The 17578-nt window shown below is 66.9% G+C and carries 17 protein-coding genes; 6 read left to right on the forward strand and 11 right to left on the reverse strand.

Going from position 1 to position 17578, the window contains the following annotated elements; translation table 11 throughout:
- Positions 1-21: 21 nt before the first annotated feature.
- Positions 22-597 carry a GNAT family N-acetyltransferase gene (locus tag AABQ55_RS07310; protein ID WP_288084292.1) on the reverse strand — a complete coding sequence of 192 codons (576 nt, stop codon included), beginning with the start codon at positions 595-597 and terminating at the stop codon, positions 22-24.
- Positions 591-1544 (reverse strand): LysR substrate-binding domain-containing protein, encoded by a 954-nt coding sequence (locus tag AABQ55_RS07315; protein ID WP_244767935.1) that lies wholly within the window; start codon positions 1542-1544, stop codon positions 591-593. The genes AABQ55_RS07310 and AABQ55_RS07315 overlap by 7 nt, the downstream gene beginning before the upstream one ends.
- Positions 1545-1818: 274 nt before the next feature.
- Between AABQ55_RS07315 and AABQ55_RS07320 the strand changes: the two genes are divergently transcribed.
- Entirely contained in the window at positions 1819-2115 is a 297-nt protein-coding gene (locus AABQ55_RS07320; RefSeq protein ID WP_244767934.1) for a DUF1127 domain-containing protein, read from the forward strand.
- 153 nt (positions 2116-2268) lie between these two features.
- On the opposite strand, the gene AABQ55_RS07325 is transcribed toward AABQ55_RS07320, so the two are convergent.
- From AABQ55_RS07325 to AABQ55_RS07350, 6 genes are all read right to left on the reverse strand, one after another.
- Positions 2269-3114 (reverse strand): DUF937 domain-containing protein, encoded by an 846-nt coding sequence (locus tag AABQ55_RS07325; RefSeq protein ID WP_272804557.1) that lies wholly within the window; start codon positions 3112-3114, stop codon positions 2269-2271.
- 83 nt (positions 3115-3197) lie between these two features.
- The gene (locus tag AABQ55_RS07330; RefSeq protein WP_244767932.1) at positions 3198-4571 is read right to left on the reverse strand and encodes a glutamate--cysteine ligase; all 1374 of its coding nucleotides are present in this window, start codon (positions 4569-4571) and stop codon (positions 3198-3200) included.
- A 175-nt stretch (positions 4572-4746) separates the two neighbouring features.
- Complete coding sequence (locus AABQ55_RS07335; RefSeq protein WP_272804558.1) at positions 4747-5484, reverse strand: 16S rRNA (uracil(1498)-N(3))-methyltransferase; 738 nt, start codon at positions 5482-5484, stop codon at positions 4747-4749.
- A gap of 10 nt (positions 5485-5494) precedes the next feature.
- Entirely contained in the window at positions 5495-6991 is a 1497-nt protein-coding gene (locus AABQ55_RS07340) for an inorganic phosphate transporter (protein WP_272804559.1), read from the reverse strand.
- 244 nt (positions 6992-7235) lie between these two features.
- Positions 7236-7739 (reverse strand): NUDIX hydrolase, encoded by a 504-nt coding sequence (locus AABQ55_RS07345; protein ID WP_272804560.1) that lies wholly within the window; start codon positions 7737-7739, stop codon positions 7236-7238.
- Between the two features lie 80 nt (positions 7740-7819).
- The gene (locus tag AABQ55_RS07350; protein WP_244767928.1) at positions 7820-8614 is read right to left on the reverse strand and encodes a FadR/GntR family transcriptional regulator; all 795 of its coding nucleotides are present in this window, start codon (positions 8612-8614) and stop codon (positions 7820-7822) included.
- 142 nt (positions 8615-8756) lie between these two features.
- Between AABQ55_RS07350 and AABQ55_RS07355 the strand changes: the two genes are divergently transcribed.
- Positions 8757-10034 carry a DUF3422 family protein gene (locus tag AABQ55_RS07355; RefSeq protein WP_244767927.1) on the forward strand — a complete coding sequence of 426 codons (1278 nt, stop codon included), beginning with the start codon at positions 8757-8759 and terminating at the stop codon, positions 10032-10034.
- A 38-nt stretch (positions 10035-10072) separates the two neighbouring features.
- Here AABQ55_RS07355 and AABQ55_RS07360 read toward each other — a convergent pair whose 3' ends face one another.
- Both AABQ55_RS07360 and AABQ55_RS07365 read right to left on the reverse strand, forming a co-directional pair.
- On the reverse strand, positions 10073-10585 hold the full coding sequence (locus AABQ55_RS07360) for a hypothetical protein (RefSeq protein ID WP_272804561.1): 513 nt from the start codon (positions 10583-10585) through the stop codon (positions 10073-10075).
- A gap of 143 nt (positions 10586-10728) precedes the next feature.
- Positions 10729-11625, reverse strand: coding sequence for a LysR family transcriptional regulator (locus AABQ55_RS07365; protein WP_244767925.1), 897 nt, complete (start codon positions 11623-11625; stop codon positions 10729-10731).
- A 104-nt stretch (positions 11626-11729) separates the two neighbouring features.
- Here AABQ55_RS07365 and AABQ55_RS07370 point away from each other — a divergent pair, with 104 nt between their 5' ends.
- The 4 genes from AABQ55_RS07370 (at position 11730) to AABQ55_RS07385 (ending at position 16496) form a co-directional block, all read left to right on the forward strand.
- A complete protein-coding gene (locus AABQ55_RS07370; RefSeq protein WP_272804562.1) occupies positions 11730-13166 on the forward strand; it encodes an FAD-linked oxidase C-terminal domain-containing protein in 1437 nt (478 codons plus the stop codon).
- Positions 13163-14362 (forward strand): FAD-binding protein, encoded by a 1200-nt coding sequence (locus AABQ55_RS07375; RefSeq protein ID WP_272804563.1) that lies wholly within the window; start codon positions 13163-13165, stop codon positions 14360-14362. The genes AABQ55_RS07370 and AABQ55_RS07375 overlap by 4 nt, the downstream gene beginning before the upstream one ends.
- Positions 14363-14585: 223 nt before the next feature.
- Positions 14586-15884, forward strand: coding sequence for a glycolate oxidase subunit GlcF (gene glcF / locus AABQ55_RS07380; protein ID WP_272804564.1), 1299 nt, complete (start codon positions 14586-14588; stop codon positions 15882-15884).
- Between the two features lie 168 nt (positions 15885-16052).
- Complete coding sequence (locus tag AABQ55_RS07385) at positions 16053-16496, forward strand: hypothetical protein (RefSeq protein WP_272804565.1); 444 nt, start codon at positions 16053-16055, stop codon at positions 16494-16496.
- 260 nt (positions 16497-16756) lie between these two features.
- Here the strand turns inward: AABQ55_RS07385 and AABQ55_RS07390 are convergent, their stop codons facing one another.
- Positions 16757-17464 (reverse strand): L,D-transpeptidase, encoded by a 708-nt coding sequence (locus AABQ55_RS07390; protein WP_244767921.1) that lies wholly within the window; start codon positions 17462-17464, stop codon positions 16757-16759.
- Between the last annotated feature and the right edge of the window lie 114 nt (positions 17465-17578).

A 17578-nucleotide genomic window follows, 5' to 3' on the forward strand; every position in this document is an offset into this window, starting at 1 on the left:
GCGTCCGAGGGCCTGCCGGGTTCATGCCTTCGGCAGGTCGAGACGCATGGCGCAACGCGTGTCGCGCTGGAGCCCGTGTTCGGCCTCCAGGTCAAGCACGTCCCTGAGGCGCGGCGAAAGCGCGGCCTCGTCCAGCGTGCTGAAGCCGAGCCGCTCATAATAAGGGCAGTTCCAGGGAATGGTGCGGAAGGTCGTCAGCGTCACCGCGGCAAGGCCGCGCGCCGCTGCCGCGTCGATCGCGTGCCGGATCAGCTTGCGGCCGATGCCGAAGCCCTGGTGCAGGTGATCGACCGAGATCTCCCAGATATGCAGGTCCTGCCCGGCGATCTCCGCGCTGAGGAAGCCGACCGGACGGTCGTCTCCGGCCGCCGCCACCCAGTTGGTCCCCGCCCCGATGAGCTCGCGGTGCCGCTCGGCGCTCTGCACATCGCCGACGGCGAGCCACGAGAAGGCCTCGATCAGGCGGAAGGCCTGCGCGGCCGAGCGCTCGATCTGGCACAGCATCTCGACTTCATCCTCGCGGGCAGGCCGGATCGTCACCGTCGACGGCCCGGCCTTGCCAGCGGGAATGCCGTCGAGGGGAAGCTGCGTCACCATCCGGGCAGGATATTGCCGGGCCGGAGCCGCGACAGGCGCGGGAAGACCTTGACCTCGGCTTCCGGCAGGTCGTCGACGGCCGTCAGCGGCGTGATGTTGTCGAGGCAGGCGCTGATATGGCTGGTGATGGCGTTGGAGAGCGAGGGCGAAAGGCCCGGGCGCCGCATGATGCCGATCTGCACCGGGGCGAGCGGCGGAAAACCGTCCGCCTGCGTCAGCACCTTCATGCCGGGACGCAGCGCCGATTCCGGCAGCACCGAAACTGCCATGCCCGCCATGACGGCCGCGGCGACGACGGTGGATGACCAGCTGGTGAACAGCACCTGGTAGTCCCGCCCGACGGAATCGAGCGCCGCGCAGGCGATCTGCCGCCACTGACAGTCGCGCCGGCCGACGGCGAGCGGCACCGGTGCGTTTTCCGGCAGCGGATGGTTGGCCGACATGACCCAGCAGAGCGGCTCTGTCCGCACGACGTCGGACTGGCGCTGGCGTGGATTGTGGGTGACGAGCGCGATGTCGAGCTCGCCCTTGGCCATCTTCTCCGCAAGGTCCACCGAGGGCTCGCAGACGATGAAAAGCTCGACATTCGGGTGGGTCTTGGCGAACCGCATGATGATTTCGGGCATGTAGCGGTCGGCGTAGTCGTCCGGCGTGCCGATGCGCAGCAGGCCCTCGAGGCGGTTGTCGTCGAAGGCGGCGATGGCCTCGTTGTTGAGGCGCAGCATCCGGCGGGCATAGTTGAGCAGGCGTTCGCCCTCGGCGGTCAGCCGGTTGCCCCGGCCGTCCTTCATGAAGAGCTGCTTGCCGATGCGCTCCTCGAGGCGCCGCATCTGCATGGAAACGGCCGACTGGGTCTTGAAGACCCGCTCTGCGGCGCGGGTGAAGCTGCCCGTATCGGCGATGGCGACGAAGGTCTGGAGCTGGTCTATGTCTAGCGGAGCGGACATAACGATATCCATAAGATTGTTTGATTGATACTATTAGAAACATTCGTTGGACTGATCAATGGCTTTCTGCGAAAAAGCAAGTGTCGAACGATTGCCCCTGCCGGCAGTCATCGTTCGGCGGGATCCGTTGCCTTCCCTCGACCTCCCGGCGATGGCTCTGCCTGAAACACGACCTTCGAACCGCCGCCCTGTCCCTGGGCGGCGAACGATCACGGGTGCCGTGCGAAACCCCATCGAATGACGATGGATCGCCGGGCCGGAAAGGAGAAATGCCATGCGCATGATCGACCGCAGACTGGAAATCGACAGCCTCGCAACGCGCCGTCCGGCTCCGAGCCTCTTCGCCCGCGTCCGCAACGCCGCCTACAGGTTCGTCCGCGCCTGGCAGAATCGCCGTGTGGTCAACCGGCTGAACGAGCTCGACGATCATCAGCTTCTCGACATGGGGCTGTGCCGGAGCGACGTGCAGGATGTCCGGACCGCGTCCTTCTTCGCCGATGCGGGCCTGCATCTGACGATCGCGGCGCGTGAACGCGCCCGCCGTCACCTGCGCAGCGGCCGTCTGGATTGATTTCTCACGGTGCCGACCTATCTCCCGGGTCGGCACCTGACTTCCCCGCAGGGTGAGAGCCAATAGCCCTGCTGCTTGCCCGGCGTGCGACTCCCAAGGTCCGCGCCGGGCTTTTTCGTGTGTCGATGGATGCGGCCGCGCTACGCCCCGTTGTCAGGCCTTCTTGCCGCCATCCGGCTCCATGCCGCTGCGGATGGTCTCGAAGATCGATTCCACGTTGCGCTGGTAATCCTTCTGCATTTCCAGCCCGGTATCGAACATCGTGTTGACGAAGGTCTTGAGCGAATCAGCCGGGGAATCGGCCTGTTCGGCGGTCTTGCCGCTGCCCGCGGGCTGGCCGGCCATGCCCGCCATCATGTCCTGGAAGGCCTTGGCGAAGGGGTTGTCGGTGAACGGATTGGCCGGCGCCTCCTTCTTCGTACCGAAGAACTCCTGGGCGGCCTGCATGAAGGGGTTGTCGGTGAAGGGGTTTGCCGGCTCCCGTTTCCTGGCCATGCCCGTCGCTTCGGCCCATTGCTGCATCATGTCGGCAAAGGGGTTGGCGGGTGTCTTTCCGGCTTCCGCGCCGGGGAAGAAGGGAGCGAAGGATTGCTTGAAGAGGCCGCCCATCAGCGTGCTCGCCATGACGGGCAGCATCTGCTTGTAGATGTCCTGGCCGATGCCGGTCATCTGCGCCGCCTGTGCGGCGATGGCGCGGGAAACGTCCTTGTTGCCGAAGAGGTGGCCGAGAATGCCGTTGCCCTCGGCAAGGCCCTGCGGCGTGAAGGCCTTGCTGATGTCCTCGAAATACTTGACGTGGTCGCCGGATGTCAGCGCGGTCATGAAGGCGGCAAGATCATAGGGATTGGCGGCGTTGCGCTTGAAGCCCTCGGAAAAGGCCGGCATCAGCGCGGCGATGGCCTTGGCCGCCTGTTCCTGCGCCAGCCCGAATTGCCGCGCCATGGTCTCGACGGCATTGCCGTTCTGCGCCTGCATCATCATGTCGTAGAGCGAAAGCATAACGGACCCTTTCCCGTTGGCAGGCATGTGCCTGCACTATAACGGGAATCTTGGCCGCGCAAACCGCTTTTTGGTGCCGTGCCTCAGTACTGGTAGTCGGTGAAGACCGGCTCGACGGAGCCGTTCCAGCGGCCGTTGTAGAGCGCCAGCATGTCTTCGGCGAGCGTCGCCTTCTTCGCCAGGACCTCGTCGAGCGGGGCAAGGAAGATTGTCTCGTCGACGCCCTCGCCATTGATCCTGGCGCGGGCGGCAAGGCCCTGGCGGGAGATCGAGACCACTTCGCGGGCGATGTCGAGCAGCGGCTTGCCGCGGAAATCGGCCTTGAGGCCTTCCGCGGGCACGGCGTTGCGCAGCGCCGTCACCTCCTCGACCGTCCAGTCGCGCACAAGCCGCTCGGCGGCATCCAGCGCGCCGTCGTCATAGAGCAGGCCCACCCAGAAGGCGGGCAACGCACAGATGCGTCGCCACGGGCCGCCATCGGCACCGCGCATTTCGAGGAAGCGCTTCAGCCGCACGTCGGGAAACAGCGTGGAAAGGTGGTTCGTCCAGTCGCCGAGGTTCGGCTCCCAGTCGGCGAGCTCGCCCTTCAGCGCGCCGGCCATGAACTGGCGGAAGGTGATGTGCGTGCAGTCGTGGTACTTGCCGTCGCGCACGACGAAATACATCGGCACGTCGAGCGCCCATTCGACATAGTCGACGAAGCCGAAATCCGGCTTGAAGGCGAAGGGGATGAGCCCGGAGCGGTTGTTGTCCGTGTCGCGCCAGATGTCGCCGCGCCAGGAGAGCAGGCCGTTCGGCTTGCCCTCGGTGAAGGGCGAGGAGGCGAAGAGGGCGGTCGCCATGGATTGCAGCTTCAGCGAGACCTGCATCTTGCGGCGCATGTCGGTTTCGGAGGAGAAGTCGAGGTTCACCTGGATCGTGCAGGTGCGGTACATCATGTCGAGACCCTTCGTGCCGACCTTCGGCATGTAGCGGGTCATGATCTCGTAGCGGCTTTTCGGCATGCGCGGCGTTTCGGCAAAGGTCCATTTCGGGCTGCCGCCCATGCCGAGGAAGCGGATGCCGAGCGGCTCGGCGATCTCGCGCAGCGTGGCGAGGTGCTGGTTGGATTCCTTGCAGGTCTGGTGCAGGTTTTCCAGCGGCGCGCCGGAAAGCTCGAACTGGCCGCCGGGCTCCAGCGAGATGGCGCCCATGCCGGAGGGTTCGGCAAGGCCGATGATGTTGCCGGCATCCATGATCGGGTCCCAGCCGGTCTTGGCCTGCATGCCGTTCAGCAGCGCCGAGATGCTCGCCTCGCCGAAATAGGGCACGGGGCTGTTGTCGGCCGTAAAGAAGACGAATTTCTCGTGCTCGGTGCCGATGCGGAACTTCTCCTTCGGCTTGTTGCCGGCGGCGAGGTAATCCGCCATGTCCGCGACGGTGCGGATCGGCGTCTGGTCGGTGGTGTCACGGGCCATGGGCGTCTTCTTCTGAACGGATGGCGCCCTGCGGAACGCCGGGCCTTGGGAGGGTGCTTGGACCGGAATTAGATGCGGTGCAAGCAAATTCCTTTCAAGGCAGATTCAAAAAAACCCATTCGACTTTTTTGTTGAAGCGCTTTCTTGCTTTCGCGCAAATCTGCGAGGGGGGCGCTCAGCGCCAGTCGCCGATCGCCGCCTGGATGACGGCCATCGCCGCCACCGCCGCCGTGTCCGCGCGCAGGATGCGCGGGCCGAGCGGGATCGGCGTCACGAAGGCGAGATTGCGCAGCAGCGTGCGTTCCTCGTCGGAAAAGCCGCCCTCCGGGCCGACGAGCAGGGCGAGCTTGCGCTCCTCGATCGCCTTGAGCGCCGGCAGCGGGTTCTGGCTGCCATGGCCTTCGTCGCAGAAGATGATACGCCGCTCGCGTGGCCACTCGGCCAGCAGGTCCTCAAGTTTCCTCGGTGCCGTGACCTGCGGGATCGCCAGGATGCCGCACTGCTCCGCCGCCTCCACGGCGTTCGCCTGCAGCCGCTCGAGGCTGGTGATCTTGCCCTGCATATGCTGGGTGAGGACCGGCTGCAGCACGCCGGCGCCCATTTCCACGGCCTTCTGAACGATATAGTCGAGCCGGCCGACCTTGAGCGGTGCGAAGAGGTAGTGCAGGTCGGACGGCGCCGGCTGCGGCCGGGTCTGCTCGATGGGGGTCAGGACGAGGCGCTTGCGGGTCGGGAAGGAAAGGGTCGCATGCCACTCGCCGTCGCGGCCGTTGAAGAGCAGCACGGCATCGCTCTCCGCCATGCGCAGCACGTTGGCGAGGTAGTGGAAGTGGTCCTTCGACGCCTCGAAGGCCACGCCCGCGGCAAGGGCATCGCCGACGAAGAGGCGCTGCATCCGGTAATTGGCACGCATGGTCGGTCTCTCAGGTGAAAAGCGCGTTGAGGGCGAGGAAGACGATGGCCGAGAGGACCGCCGAGATGGGCAGCGTCACGATCCAGGCCGAAACGATCGTCATGAAGTGGGAGCGCCGCACGAGGTAGCGACGGCGCGTCTCGTCGAGGTTTACGGGCTCTTCCTCCGGGGCGATGCGGCTGCCGCGGCTGCGGATATAGTCGATGCGGCGCCGGGAGTTGCGCGTATACCATTCGCGGAACAGGCCGACGCCGAAGACCGCGCCGACGGCGATATGGGTCGAGGAGACGGGAATGGCGAAGGCCGAGGCCGTCAGCACGGCGACGGCGGAGGACAGCGCCACGCAGAAGGCGCGCATCGGGTTGAGCTTGGTGATCTCGCTGCCGACGATGCGGATGAGGCGCGGGCCGAACAGCAGGAGGCCGAGCGAGATGCCGAAGGCGCCGATGACCATGACCCAGAGCGGAATTGCCGCCCCGCTTCCCGCGTCGGCATGCAGGGCCGAGACCACGCCGTAGAGCGGGCCGACGGCGTTCGACACGTCATTGGCGCCGTGGGCGAAGGACAGCAGCGCCGCCGAACAGATCAGCGGGATGCGGAACAGCGTGCGCAGCGACTGGTTGCGGTTGTCGAGCCCTTCCGCATGGCGGCGGACGATCGGCCGGGTGGCGACATAGGTGGCGAGGCCGACGCCAAGGCCGATGAGGAGCGCCGCGCGGAGGGAGAGATCGAAGGCGCCGTTGGTGCCGCCATTGGCGATGAAGGCCGCGAAGGCGCCGGCCATGACCGCGACCAGCACCGGCACCCAGGTCTTCGCCGCGCCGATCTTGTCCTCGCGGTAGATGATGAATTCCTTGATGAAGAAGAGGAACCCTGCGGCGATCACGCCGCCGAGGATCGGCGAGACGGTCCAGCTCACGACGATGACGGCGATCGCGTCCCATTGCACGCTGTGGAAGCCGCTCGCCGCCGCGCCCGCGCCGATCACCCCGCCGACGATGGCGTGGGTGGTGGAGATCGGCGCATTGGCGAGCGTGGCGATGTTGATCCAGAGCGCGGCGGAGACGAGGGCCGCCATCATCGCCCAGGCATAGGTCTCGGGGCTCGGGAAGATCGACCGGTCGACGATGCCCGAGGCGACCGTCGCCGCCACGCCCTGGCCGGCCAGCAGCGCCCCGGCGATCTCGAAGACCGCGGCGATGACGAGGGCGACGCCAAGGCTCATGGCGCGCGCGCCGACGGCCGCGCCGACATTGTTGGTCACGTCGTTGGCGCCGATGTTCATGGCCATGTAGGCGGCGAGCGCCGCGGTGATGGCGACCAGCACGCCCGGCGCGCCGGTGGCGAAGCTGTTGGCGACGGCCATGGCAATCAGGAGGAAGACGAGGGCGATGCCGACGCCCGTCCACGAGCGCAGCACGAAATGCGTCGCCTGTTCGGTGAAGGTGAGTTTTTCCAGGTCCTTGTCCAGCGTCGGCTTGCGTAGCTGAACCTGTGAATTGGCCATTCCTGCTGCTCCGTTTTGGAGCCCCTGGCACGACCGCCGGGGTCTGTCTGCCGGTGCTTTCCGCCGTCCCTTCGTCACCGGACATCGCCGATGCCTGGGCATCGGCCGGGGCCGGTTTCTCGCGAGCGGACGAAATTCCCGCGGCAGCCTTCCGTCCGGAGGTCGCATCAGGGGCTCTCAGCCGACAGGCACTATCGTCTCAGGGCACCGGCGGCAATATGACAAGGGCCGATCGGGGGCGTTATCAGGCGTCGGGGGTGCCGTTCGGGCCGATTTCGGCGAGCATCGTGCGCTCGAAGGCGAGGATGAGGTCCTTGAGGCCGGGCTCCTGCACGCGGCGGGCGGCCTCCTGGCAGGTCACCCATTCGGCGCGCCGCTCGTCCTTCTCCGGAAAATTCTCGCTGAGGTCGTCGACGGAGAGCGGGAAGACGCGCACCCGGCAATCGACCTTCAGCCCGTGCGGCAGGCCCTTCAGGTAGTTGTAGCTGCCGATCGGCGCCTCGCGGACGCTTCCCCTGACGCCGGCCTCTTCCCAGGCCTCGCGCGCGGCCGCGGCTGCGGCGCTCTTGCCGTCCATCGGCCAGCCCTTGGGAATGACCCAGCGGCCGGTGTCGCGGCTGGTGATGAGGAGGATTTCGATCGCCGGCTTTTTCTTCCTCACCCGGTAGCACAGCGCGCCGTATTGTTCGCGCGCGGGCCGGCGGAACATGAGATGGACGTCGCTGACGATGCGGTTGAGAATGTTCAAGGTCTTGTTCGTTCCTCTTGTCGGACGGGACGGTTGAGTCTGTATAGCCCATCTTGCTTGCGCGAGATTTGCGGCGCAAGTCAGGCTTGCGGGGGAAGCCCGCGCTTTTGCATGCGCAATTGCGAAATCCGCTGCCATTCGCCGCTGCGCTCGGCCTCGCGGATGGCGGTGGCGATGTAATCCATATGCGCCTGGGCGGCCTTTCGCGCCGCAAGCCCGTCGCCGGCCATGATCGCCGCATAGATCGCCTCGTGCTGGGCGAGCAGGTGGCCGCGCGCGTCCTCGGAGGAGAAAACGAGGTGGCGGTGGAAAAAGATCCCTTGGGCCAGCAGCCGGTAACAGGCGCGCAGCGTGTGCAGCAGCACGATGTTGTGCGCTGCCTCGCCGATCGCGTTGTGCAGCTCCACGTCGGCCTCCAGCTCCGCATCGAAGGAGCCGCCCGCATGGGCCTCCCGCATCGCCTCCATGATGCGGGTCAGCATCTGCCGGTCGTATTCGGTGGCGCGGCGGGCGGCGAGATCGGCGGTGATGCCCTCCAACTCGCGGCGGTACTCGACATAGTCCTCCGTCGCGCGCTGGTGGCGGGCGATGAGGTCGACGACGGGGCGGGAGAACACCTGGCCGATGATGTCGGCGACATAGGTGCCGCCGCCGTGCTGGCTGATCAGCAGGCCGCGGGTCTCCAGCTCCTTCAGCGCCTCGCGCAGGATGGGGCGGGAGACGTCGAGCCGCCTGGAAAGCTCGCGTTCGCCCGGCAGCCGGTCGCCGTCGCGCAGCACCCCTTCGAGCAGCAGCAGTTCGATCTGCCGCACGACCTCGTCGGCAGTGCGGCTGTGGCTGATGCGGGCGAAAAGGTCGAAGGCGGTGTCGGTCACCGGTGAACACTAGCAATGTGGGTCGAAACTGGTCAACAATCTTGTCCAGTGGGGAGGAGCGGGCCTGCGTCAATGCGCCCTATCTCCAGGGGCCTGACATTTGTTAAGACTATGCTGTTGCACATGAGGGGACAGTGCAGACATGGCAAAAGGCAGCTTCGCCTTTCCGCAGGCGACCGCGCGTGCGCAGGCGCTGGGGGAAATTCACGCAAGACCATACGCGCTGGTGCCGTCGCCGCGCGTCATCTTCCAGCTCGCCTTCCTGACCGAAGGCGGCTCGGCGGTCGATCACGCCGTGATGGGGGAACTGTCGCGCTCGCGCGGCATCTCCCCGCCGGGGCGCGATTCCAGCCACCACGCGCTCAGCTGGGGGCAGGGCACGTTGCGCTGGGAGCGGCATACCGAGTTCTCCACCTATTTCTGGGACGCGCCGGCGCCGGAAAAGTTCGGTGGCGAGGTTCCGGTCCATCCGTTCGGCGACAGTTTTTCGCCGCCCGGCACGCTGATCTCGGGCGTGCGGCTGGAAATCCGGCCGGATACGCCGGAAACCCGCGCGGCGATCTCCACCTTCGACCCGACGAGCCTCTGTTACAGCGAGATCAAGAACGGCCAGGGCGCGATCCTCACCGACTTCCGCCAGAACGGCGACGGGCTGACGCAGATCCTCGTCATCGACCGCGGCATGACCGAGGCCGGGCGCGGCGCGCTCGTCCAGCGCCTTCTGGACATCGAGACCTACCGCACACTCGCCATGATGGGCCTGCCGCTCGCCCAGTCGCTCTCGCCGGACATCCGCCGCATCGAGGACGGGTTGACCGGCATCACCAATGCCATGAAGCAGCATGCCCGCGAGAAGGCCGATACGCTGCTGACGGAGATCACCCGGCTCGCCGCCGAGCTGGAGGCCAATGCGGCGCTCAGCCTCTATCGCTTCGGCGCCAGCCGCGCCTATTATGGCATCGTGCAGGAGCGCATCCGCACGCTCGCCGAGACGGCGGTGTCCGGCTACGAGACCCTCGGCTTCTTCCTGGAACGGCGCCTGGCGCCCGCCATGCGCACCTGTCAGTCGGTGGAGGAGCGGCAGGCGAACCTGTCGCGAAAGCTTGCCCGCGCCACGGCGCTTTTGAGAAGCTGGATCGACGTGGAGCTGGAGCAGCTCAACACGAGCCTGCTCAACTCCATGGACCGCCGCGCGAAGCTGCAGCTGCGCCTGCAGCAGACCGTCGAAGGCCTGTCTGTCGCCGCGATCTCCTATTACGTGGTCGGTCTCTTCGGCTATGTCGCCAAGGCGGCGCACGGGCTCGGCCTGCCGGTCAAGCCGGAAACCCTGACCGGCATCGCCGTGCCCTTCGTCATCGCCGGCATGTGGCTGCTCGTGCGCGCCATCCGCCAGCGCCATGCGGAAGAGGACAAGCATTAGAGCAATGCCAGCAAAAGTGTGCAGCGGCCTGCCGCCGCTCAGGTCGACAGGTCGCACTGGTAGCGCGGCACGCCGTCGGTGACGGCAAAGCCGGTGTCCCAGCCGAAGCCGGTCTCGTCCTGTTTCGCGAGCTTTTCCTGTGCGGCAAGACCCCGCTCCTTGAACGCGGCCTCGGCGGCCTCCAGCGCGTCGGGCGGAAAGATGATCGCCTGGTAGCTGAAGCCGCTGGCAAGCGCCGTGATGTAGACCTCGATCTCCTTGACCGGCACGCCGCGCCAGATGCCGCCCGTCACGGGCAGGACGATGTGCAGGTACTCGTCCTGCGGCCGGACGGAGGGCGGACCGAAGACGGCCTCGTAGCCGGCCGGAATGGCGATCGCGCCTTCCTTGCGGGCGAAAGCGTAGCTCGATTGCAGGAGGCCCGCCAGCGCGTCGCTGTAGTCGCAGGCATCGTCGAAACCCTGGAGCAGGTCGTCGAGCGGCCTTGCGCCGGCCGCTGCCGGAAGCGCCAGCGCGACCAGCGCCGCCATCATTGTCATCCTGCCGATCATCGCCGTCCTCTCCGCCATGGGCCTGCAGCTTAGAGCATTTCCAGCCGAAGCGAAGTCGCTTCGGCGTTGGATAATGCGGTAAAAGCAAGAAGCCAGTGCAAGGGTCCGCCCGCGCCAATCGGCGCATGTGCGGCCGACGGTGCTCAGCGCTCCCAATAGGGCAGGGGGCCGTAGAGGTCGGCGAGATAGTCGATGAACAGCCGCACCTTGACGGGCAGGAACTGCCGGCTCGGATAGACCGCCGAGAGCACCACGTTGCGCGAGCCCTCGTATTGCGGCAGCACCTGCACGAGCGCGCCGCTCTTCAGCGCCGGCCCGACATCCCAGGTCGAGCGCAGCGCGATGCCCATGCCGGAGAACACCGCCTCCCGCACCACTTCGCTGGAATTGGTGTAGAGCTGCCCCTGCGGGCGATAGGTGACATTGCCCTCCGGCCCTTCCAGCCGCCAGACGTCCTGGGTGTGCGGCGGCAGGCAGACATGGGCGGGCAGCGCGTCGAGCGAGGCCGGCATGCCGTGGCGGGCGATATAGTCCGGCGAGGCGCACAGCACGCGCCGCACCGAGGCGAGCCTTCGGGCGACCAGCGAGGAATCGGAAAGTTCGCCGATGCGGATCGCAAGGTCGAACCCACCGCCGACGATGTCGGAGAAGTCGTCGGTCAGCATCAGGTTGACGACGAGCTCGGGATAGGTGTCCATGAAGCCCTTGAGATTGGGGGCGATATGCATGCGGCCGAAGGAGGTGGGCGCGGAGATCCGCAGCGTGCCGCGCACGGCGCCGGAACGTCCCGAGACGAAGGCTTCCGCCTCCTCGATGCCGGAAAGGATGCCGACGATGCGGTCATAGAAGCCCTGGCCGGCCTCGGTCAGCGAGATCTGCCGCGTCGTGCGCTGGAAGAGGCGGGTGCCGAGGCGTTCCTCCAGCCGCTTCACCCGCTTGGAGACGACCGCGGGCGACAGGCCGAGCGCCCGGCCGGCCGCCGACATGCTGCCCATGGCGATGACGCGGGAAAAGATTTCGAGGTCGCCGAGATTTGTCATTCCATCGCGTCCATTCTTGCCGAAACGGACAAAATGCTTAGCATTTGCACCCTGCAATAGGAAGTGGTAAAGAAAACAGACCACTTGAGGCGGGAGGCCAAGACATGGATCAGATCGGGTTCCTGGAGCCGCGGCCGGCGGTGCTTGCCCGCCGCCGGGAAATCGTCGCCGACCTCCTCGATCTGCTGCCGGAGGGCTGTCTGGTGCACGAGCCGCGCGAGCTCGTGCCCTTCGAGACGGATGCCTTCGTGTCCTATCGCCGCCTGCCGCTCGCCGTCGCCCTGCCGGAGACGACGCGCGAGGTCGCCGCCGTCTTGAAATACTGCCATCGCTATGGCGTGCCCGTCGTGCCGCGCGGCGCCGGCACCTCGCTTTCGGGCGGGGCGATCCCGCAGGAGGATGCCGTCGTCGTCGGCCTCTCCAAGATGGCGCGCATCCTGGAGGTGGATTTCGCCAACCGCACCGCGACGGTGCAGGCCGGCGTCACCAACCTTGCCATTTCCGATGCCGTCACGGCCGACGGCTATTTCTACGCGCCCGATCCGAGCTCCCAGCTCGCCTGCACGATCGGCGGCAATATCGGCATGAATTCCGGCGGCGCGCATTGCCTGAAATACGGCGTGACCACGAACAACCTGCTCGGCGTCAAGCTCGTGCTCATCGACGGCACGATCGTCGAGCTCGGCGGCAAGGCGCTCGATGCCGGCGGGCTCGATCTCCTCGGCGTCGTCTGCGGCGGCGAGGGCCAGCTCGGCATCGTCACCGAGGCGACGGTGCGGCTCATCGCCAGGCCCGAGGGCGCGCGCCCGGTGCTCTTCGGCTTCGACAGCTCGGAGGAAGCGGGCGCCTGCGTCGCCGACGTCATCGGCTCGGGCATCATCCCCGTCGCCATCGAGTTCATGGACAAGCCGGCGATCGAGATCTGCGAGGCCTTTGCCGGCGCCGGCTATCCGATGGATGTCGAGGCGCTGCTGATCGTCGAGGTCGAGGGTTCCGAGGCCGAGATGGACGCGATGCTCGCCAGCATCATCGAGATCGCCCGGCGCCACGGCGTCAAGGTCGTCAAGGAAAGCCAGTCGGCGACGGAGGCGGCGCTGATCTGGAAGGGCCGCAAGTCCGCCTTCGGCGCCACCGGCCGCATCGCCGACTATATCTGCATGGACGGCACGGTGCCGCTCGGCCAGTTGCCGCATGTGCTGCGCGGCACGGCGGAGATCGTCGAGAAATACGGCCTGCGCGTCGCCAACGTCTTCCATGCCGGCGACGGCAACATGCATCCGCTGATCCTCTTCAACGCCAACGACCCGGAGGATGCCGCGCGTGCGGAAGCGGCGGGAAACGACATCCTGAAGCTCTGCGTCGATGCCGGCGGGTGCCTCACCGGCGAGCACGGCGTCGGCATCGAGAAGCGCGACCTGATGCGCCACCAATATGCCGATGTCGACCTTGCCCAGCAGATGGCCGTGCGCGCGGCGTTCGATCCGCAATGGCTGCTCAACCCGTCCAAGGTCTTCCCGCTCGAAGGGCGACCCGCCGCATGACCCCCATCCACGAACCGCTTTCCGAAGAGGCCGCCGCGCGCCTCGTCCAGGTCGCCGCGCTGTCGCGCACGCCGCTTGCCATCCGCGGCGGCGGCACGCGCAGCCTTGCCGCTGCGCCGGACGGGGCCGAAACGCTCTCGACGCGCGGCCTTGCCGGCATCGTCGCCTATAACCCGGCCGAGATGACCATGACCGCCCGCGCCGGCACGCCGCTGGAGGTCGTGGAGGCGGCGCTTGCCGAAAAGCGCCAGATGCTCGCCTTCGAGCCCTGCGACCTGCGCGGCGCGCTCGGCTCCTCCGGCATTCCCACCATCGGCGGCGTCTTCGCCACCAACGCGTCCGGTCCACGCCGCTTCGTCGCCGGCGCCGCGCGCGACAGCCTGCTCGGCGTGCGCTTCGTCAACGGCAGGGGCGAGGTGGTGAAGGCCGGCGGCCGGGTGATGAAGAATGTCACCGGCCTTGACCTCGCCAAGCTGCTCGCCGGCTCGCACGGTGCGCTGGCGCTCATGACGGAGGTCACCTTCCGCCTGCTGCCGGTGCCGGAAACGGCGACCACCATCGTCGTCTCCGGTCTCAACGACGCGGAGGCTGCCGCCGCCATGGCGACGGCGATGGCGATGTCCGTCGAGGTCTCCGGTGCCGCCCACCTGCCGGAAAGCGTGCGCGGGCGGTTCGCCGGCGGCGCGCTGCCGGACGGAGCGGCCACCGTGCTGCGCCTCGAGGGCCTCGCCGCCTCCGTCGCCGTGCGCAGCGAGAAGCTCGCCGCCAGCATGGCCCGCTTCGGCGCCGTGGCGCATCTCGATGCGGAGACGACGGCGCGCCTCTGGCGCGAGATCCGCGACGTCGCGCCCTATGCCGACGGCACGCCGCGTCCGCTCTGGCGCGTCTCCGTCGCGCCCACCGCCGGCCACCAGCTCGTCGCAGCGCTCCGCCTCGAAGCCGGCGTCGATGCCTTCTACGACTGGCAGGGCGGCCTCGTCTGGCTGCGCATGGAGGCCGATCCCGAGGCCGCCCTCTTGCGCCGCTACGTCAAGGCCGTCGGCGGCGGGCATGCGACGCTGCTGCGGGCGCGGCCGGAGGTGCTGGCGGCAACCGCCGTCTTCGAGCCGCAGGCCGAGGCGGTGGCGGCGCTTTCCGCAAGGGTGAAGGCGAGTTTCGATCCGGCGGGGTTGTTCGTGTCGCGAATGGTGGGGTGAGGATGATCGTTATGATGGAATCTGTCGCTTACCCCCCTCTGCCCTGTCGGGCATCTCCCCCTCAAGGGGGGAGATTGGATGGGGCGGCGTTTCGCCCCACTTTGACGTTGCATTTGAAACGATGGCCTTGCCTCTTGCCGATCTCCCCCCTTGAGGGGGAGATGCCCGGCAGGGCAGAGGGGGGTGCCGAACCCGCCCGCGCCAACGAAGAAGGCGCCCGCTGATGCAGACCAACTTCACTCCCGAGCAGCTTGCCGATCCGCATGTCGCGACATCGGAGAAGATTTTGCGCAAATGCGTGCATTGCGGCTTCTGCACCGCCACCTGTCCCACCTATGTGACGCTGGGCAACGAGCTCGACAGCCCGCGCGGCCGCATCTACCTCATCAAGGACATGCTGGAGAACGGCCGGCCGGCGGATGTGGAGGTGGTGACCCATATCGACCGCTGCCTCTCCTGCCTCTCCTGCACGACGACCTGTCCCTCCGGCGTCGACTACATGCATCTCGTCGACCATGCCCGCATGCATATCGAGGCGACCTACAGGCGCCCGTTCTGGAACCGGCTGACGCGGGGCGTCCTCGCCGCCGTGCTGCCCTATCCAGGCCGCTTCCGCCTGGCGCTGAAGGCGGCCGCGCTCGGCCGGCCCTTTGCCGGCCTGCTCAAGCGCTTCAAGCCGCTTGAACCCTTCGGCGCCATGCTGGACCTTGCGCCCCGCTCCCTGCCGAAGGCCGCGGGCAAGGCGGGGCCGGGCACGCATCCGGCCGCCGGTCCGCGCCGCGGGCGGGTCGCGATCCTCTCCGGCTGCGCCCAGCCGGTGCTGAAGCCGGAGATCAACGCAGCGACGATCCGCCTCCTCACCCGCCTCGGCGTCGAGGTCGTGGCGCCGGCGGGCGAAGTCTGCTGCGGCTCGCTCGTCCACCATATGGGCCGCGAGGCGCAGGCGCTGGAGGCGGCGCGGCGCAATGTCGACGTCTGGCTCGGCGAGATCGAGAAGGACGGGCTCGACGCGATCATCATCACCGCCTCGGGCTGCGGCACGACGATCAAGGACTATGGCTTCATGCTGCGCCTCGACCCGGCCTATGCGGACAAGGCCGCGCGGGTCTCGGCGCTTGCGAAGGACATCACGGAATATCTTGCGACCCTCGACCTGCCGCAGCAGGAGACGAAGGGGCTGACGGTCGCCTATCACTCCGCCTGTTCCATGCAGCACGGCCAGAAGATCACCATGGCGCCGAAGGTGCTGCTGAAGAAGGCGGGCTTTGCGGTGCGCGATCCGGCGGAAGGGCACCTGTGCTGCGGTTCGGCCGGCACCTACAACATCCTCCAGCCGGAGATTTCAGGCAAGCTGAAGGCGCGCAAGGTCAGGAACATCGAGGCGACCAAGCCGGACATCATCGCCACCGGCAATATCGGCTGCATCACCCAGATCGCGACGGGCACGACGATCCCGATCCTGCACACGGTGGAGCTCATCGACTGGGCCTATGGCGGAACCAAGCCGGCCGTGCTTTCCTGAACCTGTCACGCGCGGAACAGCCGCTTCGCCCCCGGATTTCCAGACCATTTCCAACCGAAGCGACTTCGTTTCGGTGTCGGATAATGCGGAAAAAACAAGAATCTGGAGCATTTCCGGTTTGCCGGAAATGCTCTAGACAGGCGGCATTCCAGCCCATCGGAGATGTCCATGCGCCGCCTCATGCTTCCGCTCGTCGCCCTTGCCGCCCTCTCGACGCCGGCCTTCGCCACTGGCGGGTTCAGTTGCGCGGTGAAGGACAGGAATGTCGCTTTCGAAGGGGAGGCAGGCTTCAGCTACAGCCTCGGCGGCATCCTGAATTTCCGCGGATCGATCGAGCTGCCGAAGGACCTCGCCCGGAAGGGGCTCGATGGAAAGATAGCGCTCGATCCGTCCTTCCTCACGCACCATTGGCTGCATGAAGGCGAACTGCGCCTGTTCGTCCATGTCGAATCCGGCGACAACCAGCCCTTTGCGGCGCTCGATTTCGTCATGATGACGAAGGCCGGCGCGGACGGCATCGGTTACGAGGGCACCTATACGCTGAAGATCGAAGGCGCCGACCTTGCCGAGCCGATCCGGCGCGAGGGAAAGATCGGCTGCTCCGTCGGCTGAACGGAAGACGCCGGCGCAAGGCCGGCGCCGAAATCACGCAACAAGTCAGCCTTAGAGCGCCAGAGGATAAGGCCACCCGACCTCTCCACCGTCATCCTCGGGCTCGACCCGAGGATCCACGCGCCACGGCGTGGCTTTGCTTTGTGGCGTGGGTCCTCGGGTCGAGCCCGAGGATGACGGAAGGGAGGTCGGAGCAAGGTCTCCAGCCAAATGACGCCGGCGCAAGGCCGGCGTCCGGGCGATCTGCGGCGGGCGGTTGATCAGCCGCCGAAGCCGAAGAGGTTGCCGAAGAAATCGACGCCCTTGTCGTTGTAGCTCACGCTGCCCTGGCGGTTGCCGGGGCCGACGACGATGACCTTGGTGCCGATGTCGGCGCGGGCATAGAGATGCTCCACGTCCTTGTTCATCATGCGGATGCAGCCCGACGACATGTTCTGGCCGATCGTCCAGGGCTGGTTCGTGCCGTGGATGCGGAAGATCGTGTCGCGGCCGCCCTTGAAGAGGTAGAGCGCGCGCGCGCCGAGCGGGTTGTCCTCGCCGCCGGCCTGGGTGACGGGCAGGATGCGGCCCTTCTTGGCCTCGCGGCGGCGCATCTCGGCCGGCGGCGTCCAGCTCGGCCATTCGGCCTTGCGGCCGACCTTCACCACGCCCGACCAGCCGAAGCCGTCGCGACCGACGCCGATGCCGTAGCGCGTCGCCTTGTTGTTGCCCTCGACATAGTAGAGATACTTGTTGTTCGTATCGACGATGACGGTGCCCGGCGCCTGGTCGGTGACGAAGCGCACCTTGGTGCGCTTGTACTTCGCCGCGACCTGCTTCTTGCTCGGCTGGGCGACGAGCGTCACGTCGGAGGCCGTCTCGACCCGGTCGCCCGTGCGGGCCGCGGGGAAGGCATTCGCCGACGAGACCGGCATGATCGCCGTGGCCGCGACGGTCGCGGCCAGCAAGATCGATGCGTATTTCCGCATGGTATAGTCCCTCTCAATCCTCAATTCTGCGAGGCTAGCCGACTCTCGACCGATTTCAAGCCGGCTTGCGGACAGTAAGACGATTGTGAAGGCGGATTTCTTCGGGGCCTTGTG

Origin of the sequence: Shinella sp. WSD5-1 (assembly GCF_963942435.1) — a bacterium.
Lineage (GTDB): Bacteria > Pseudomonadota > Alphaproteobacteria > Rhizobiales > Rhizobiaceae > Shinella > Shinella yambaruensis.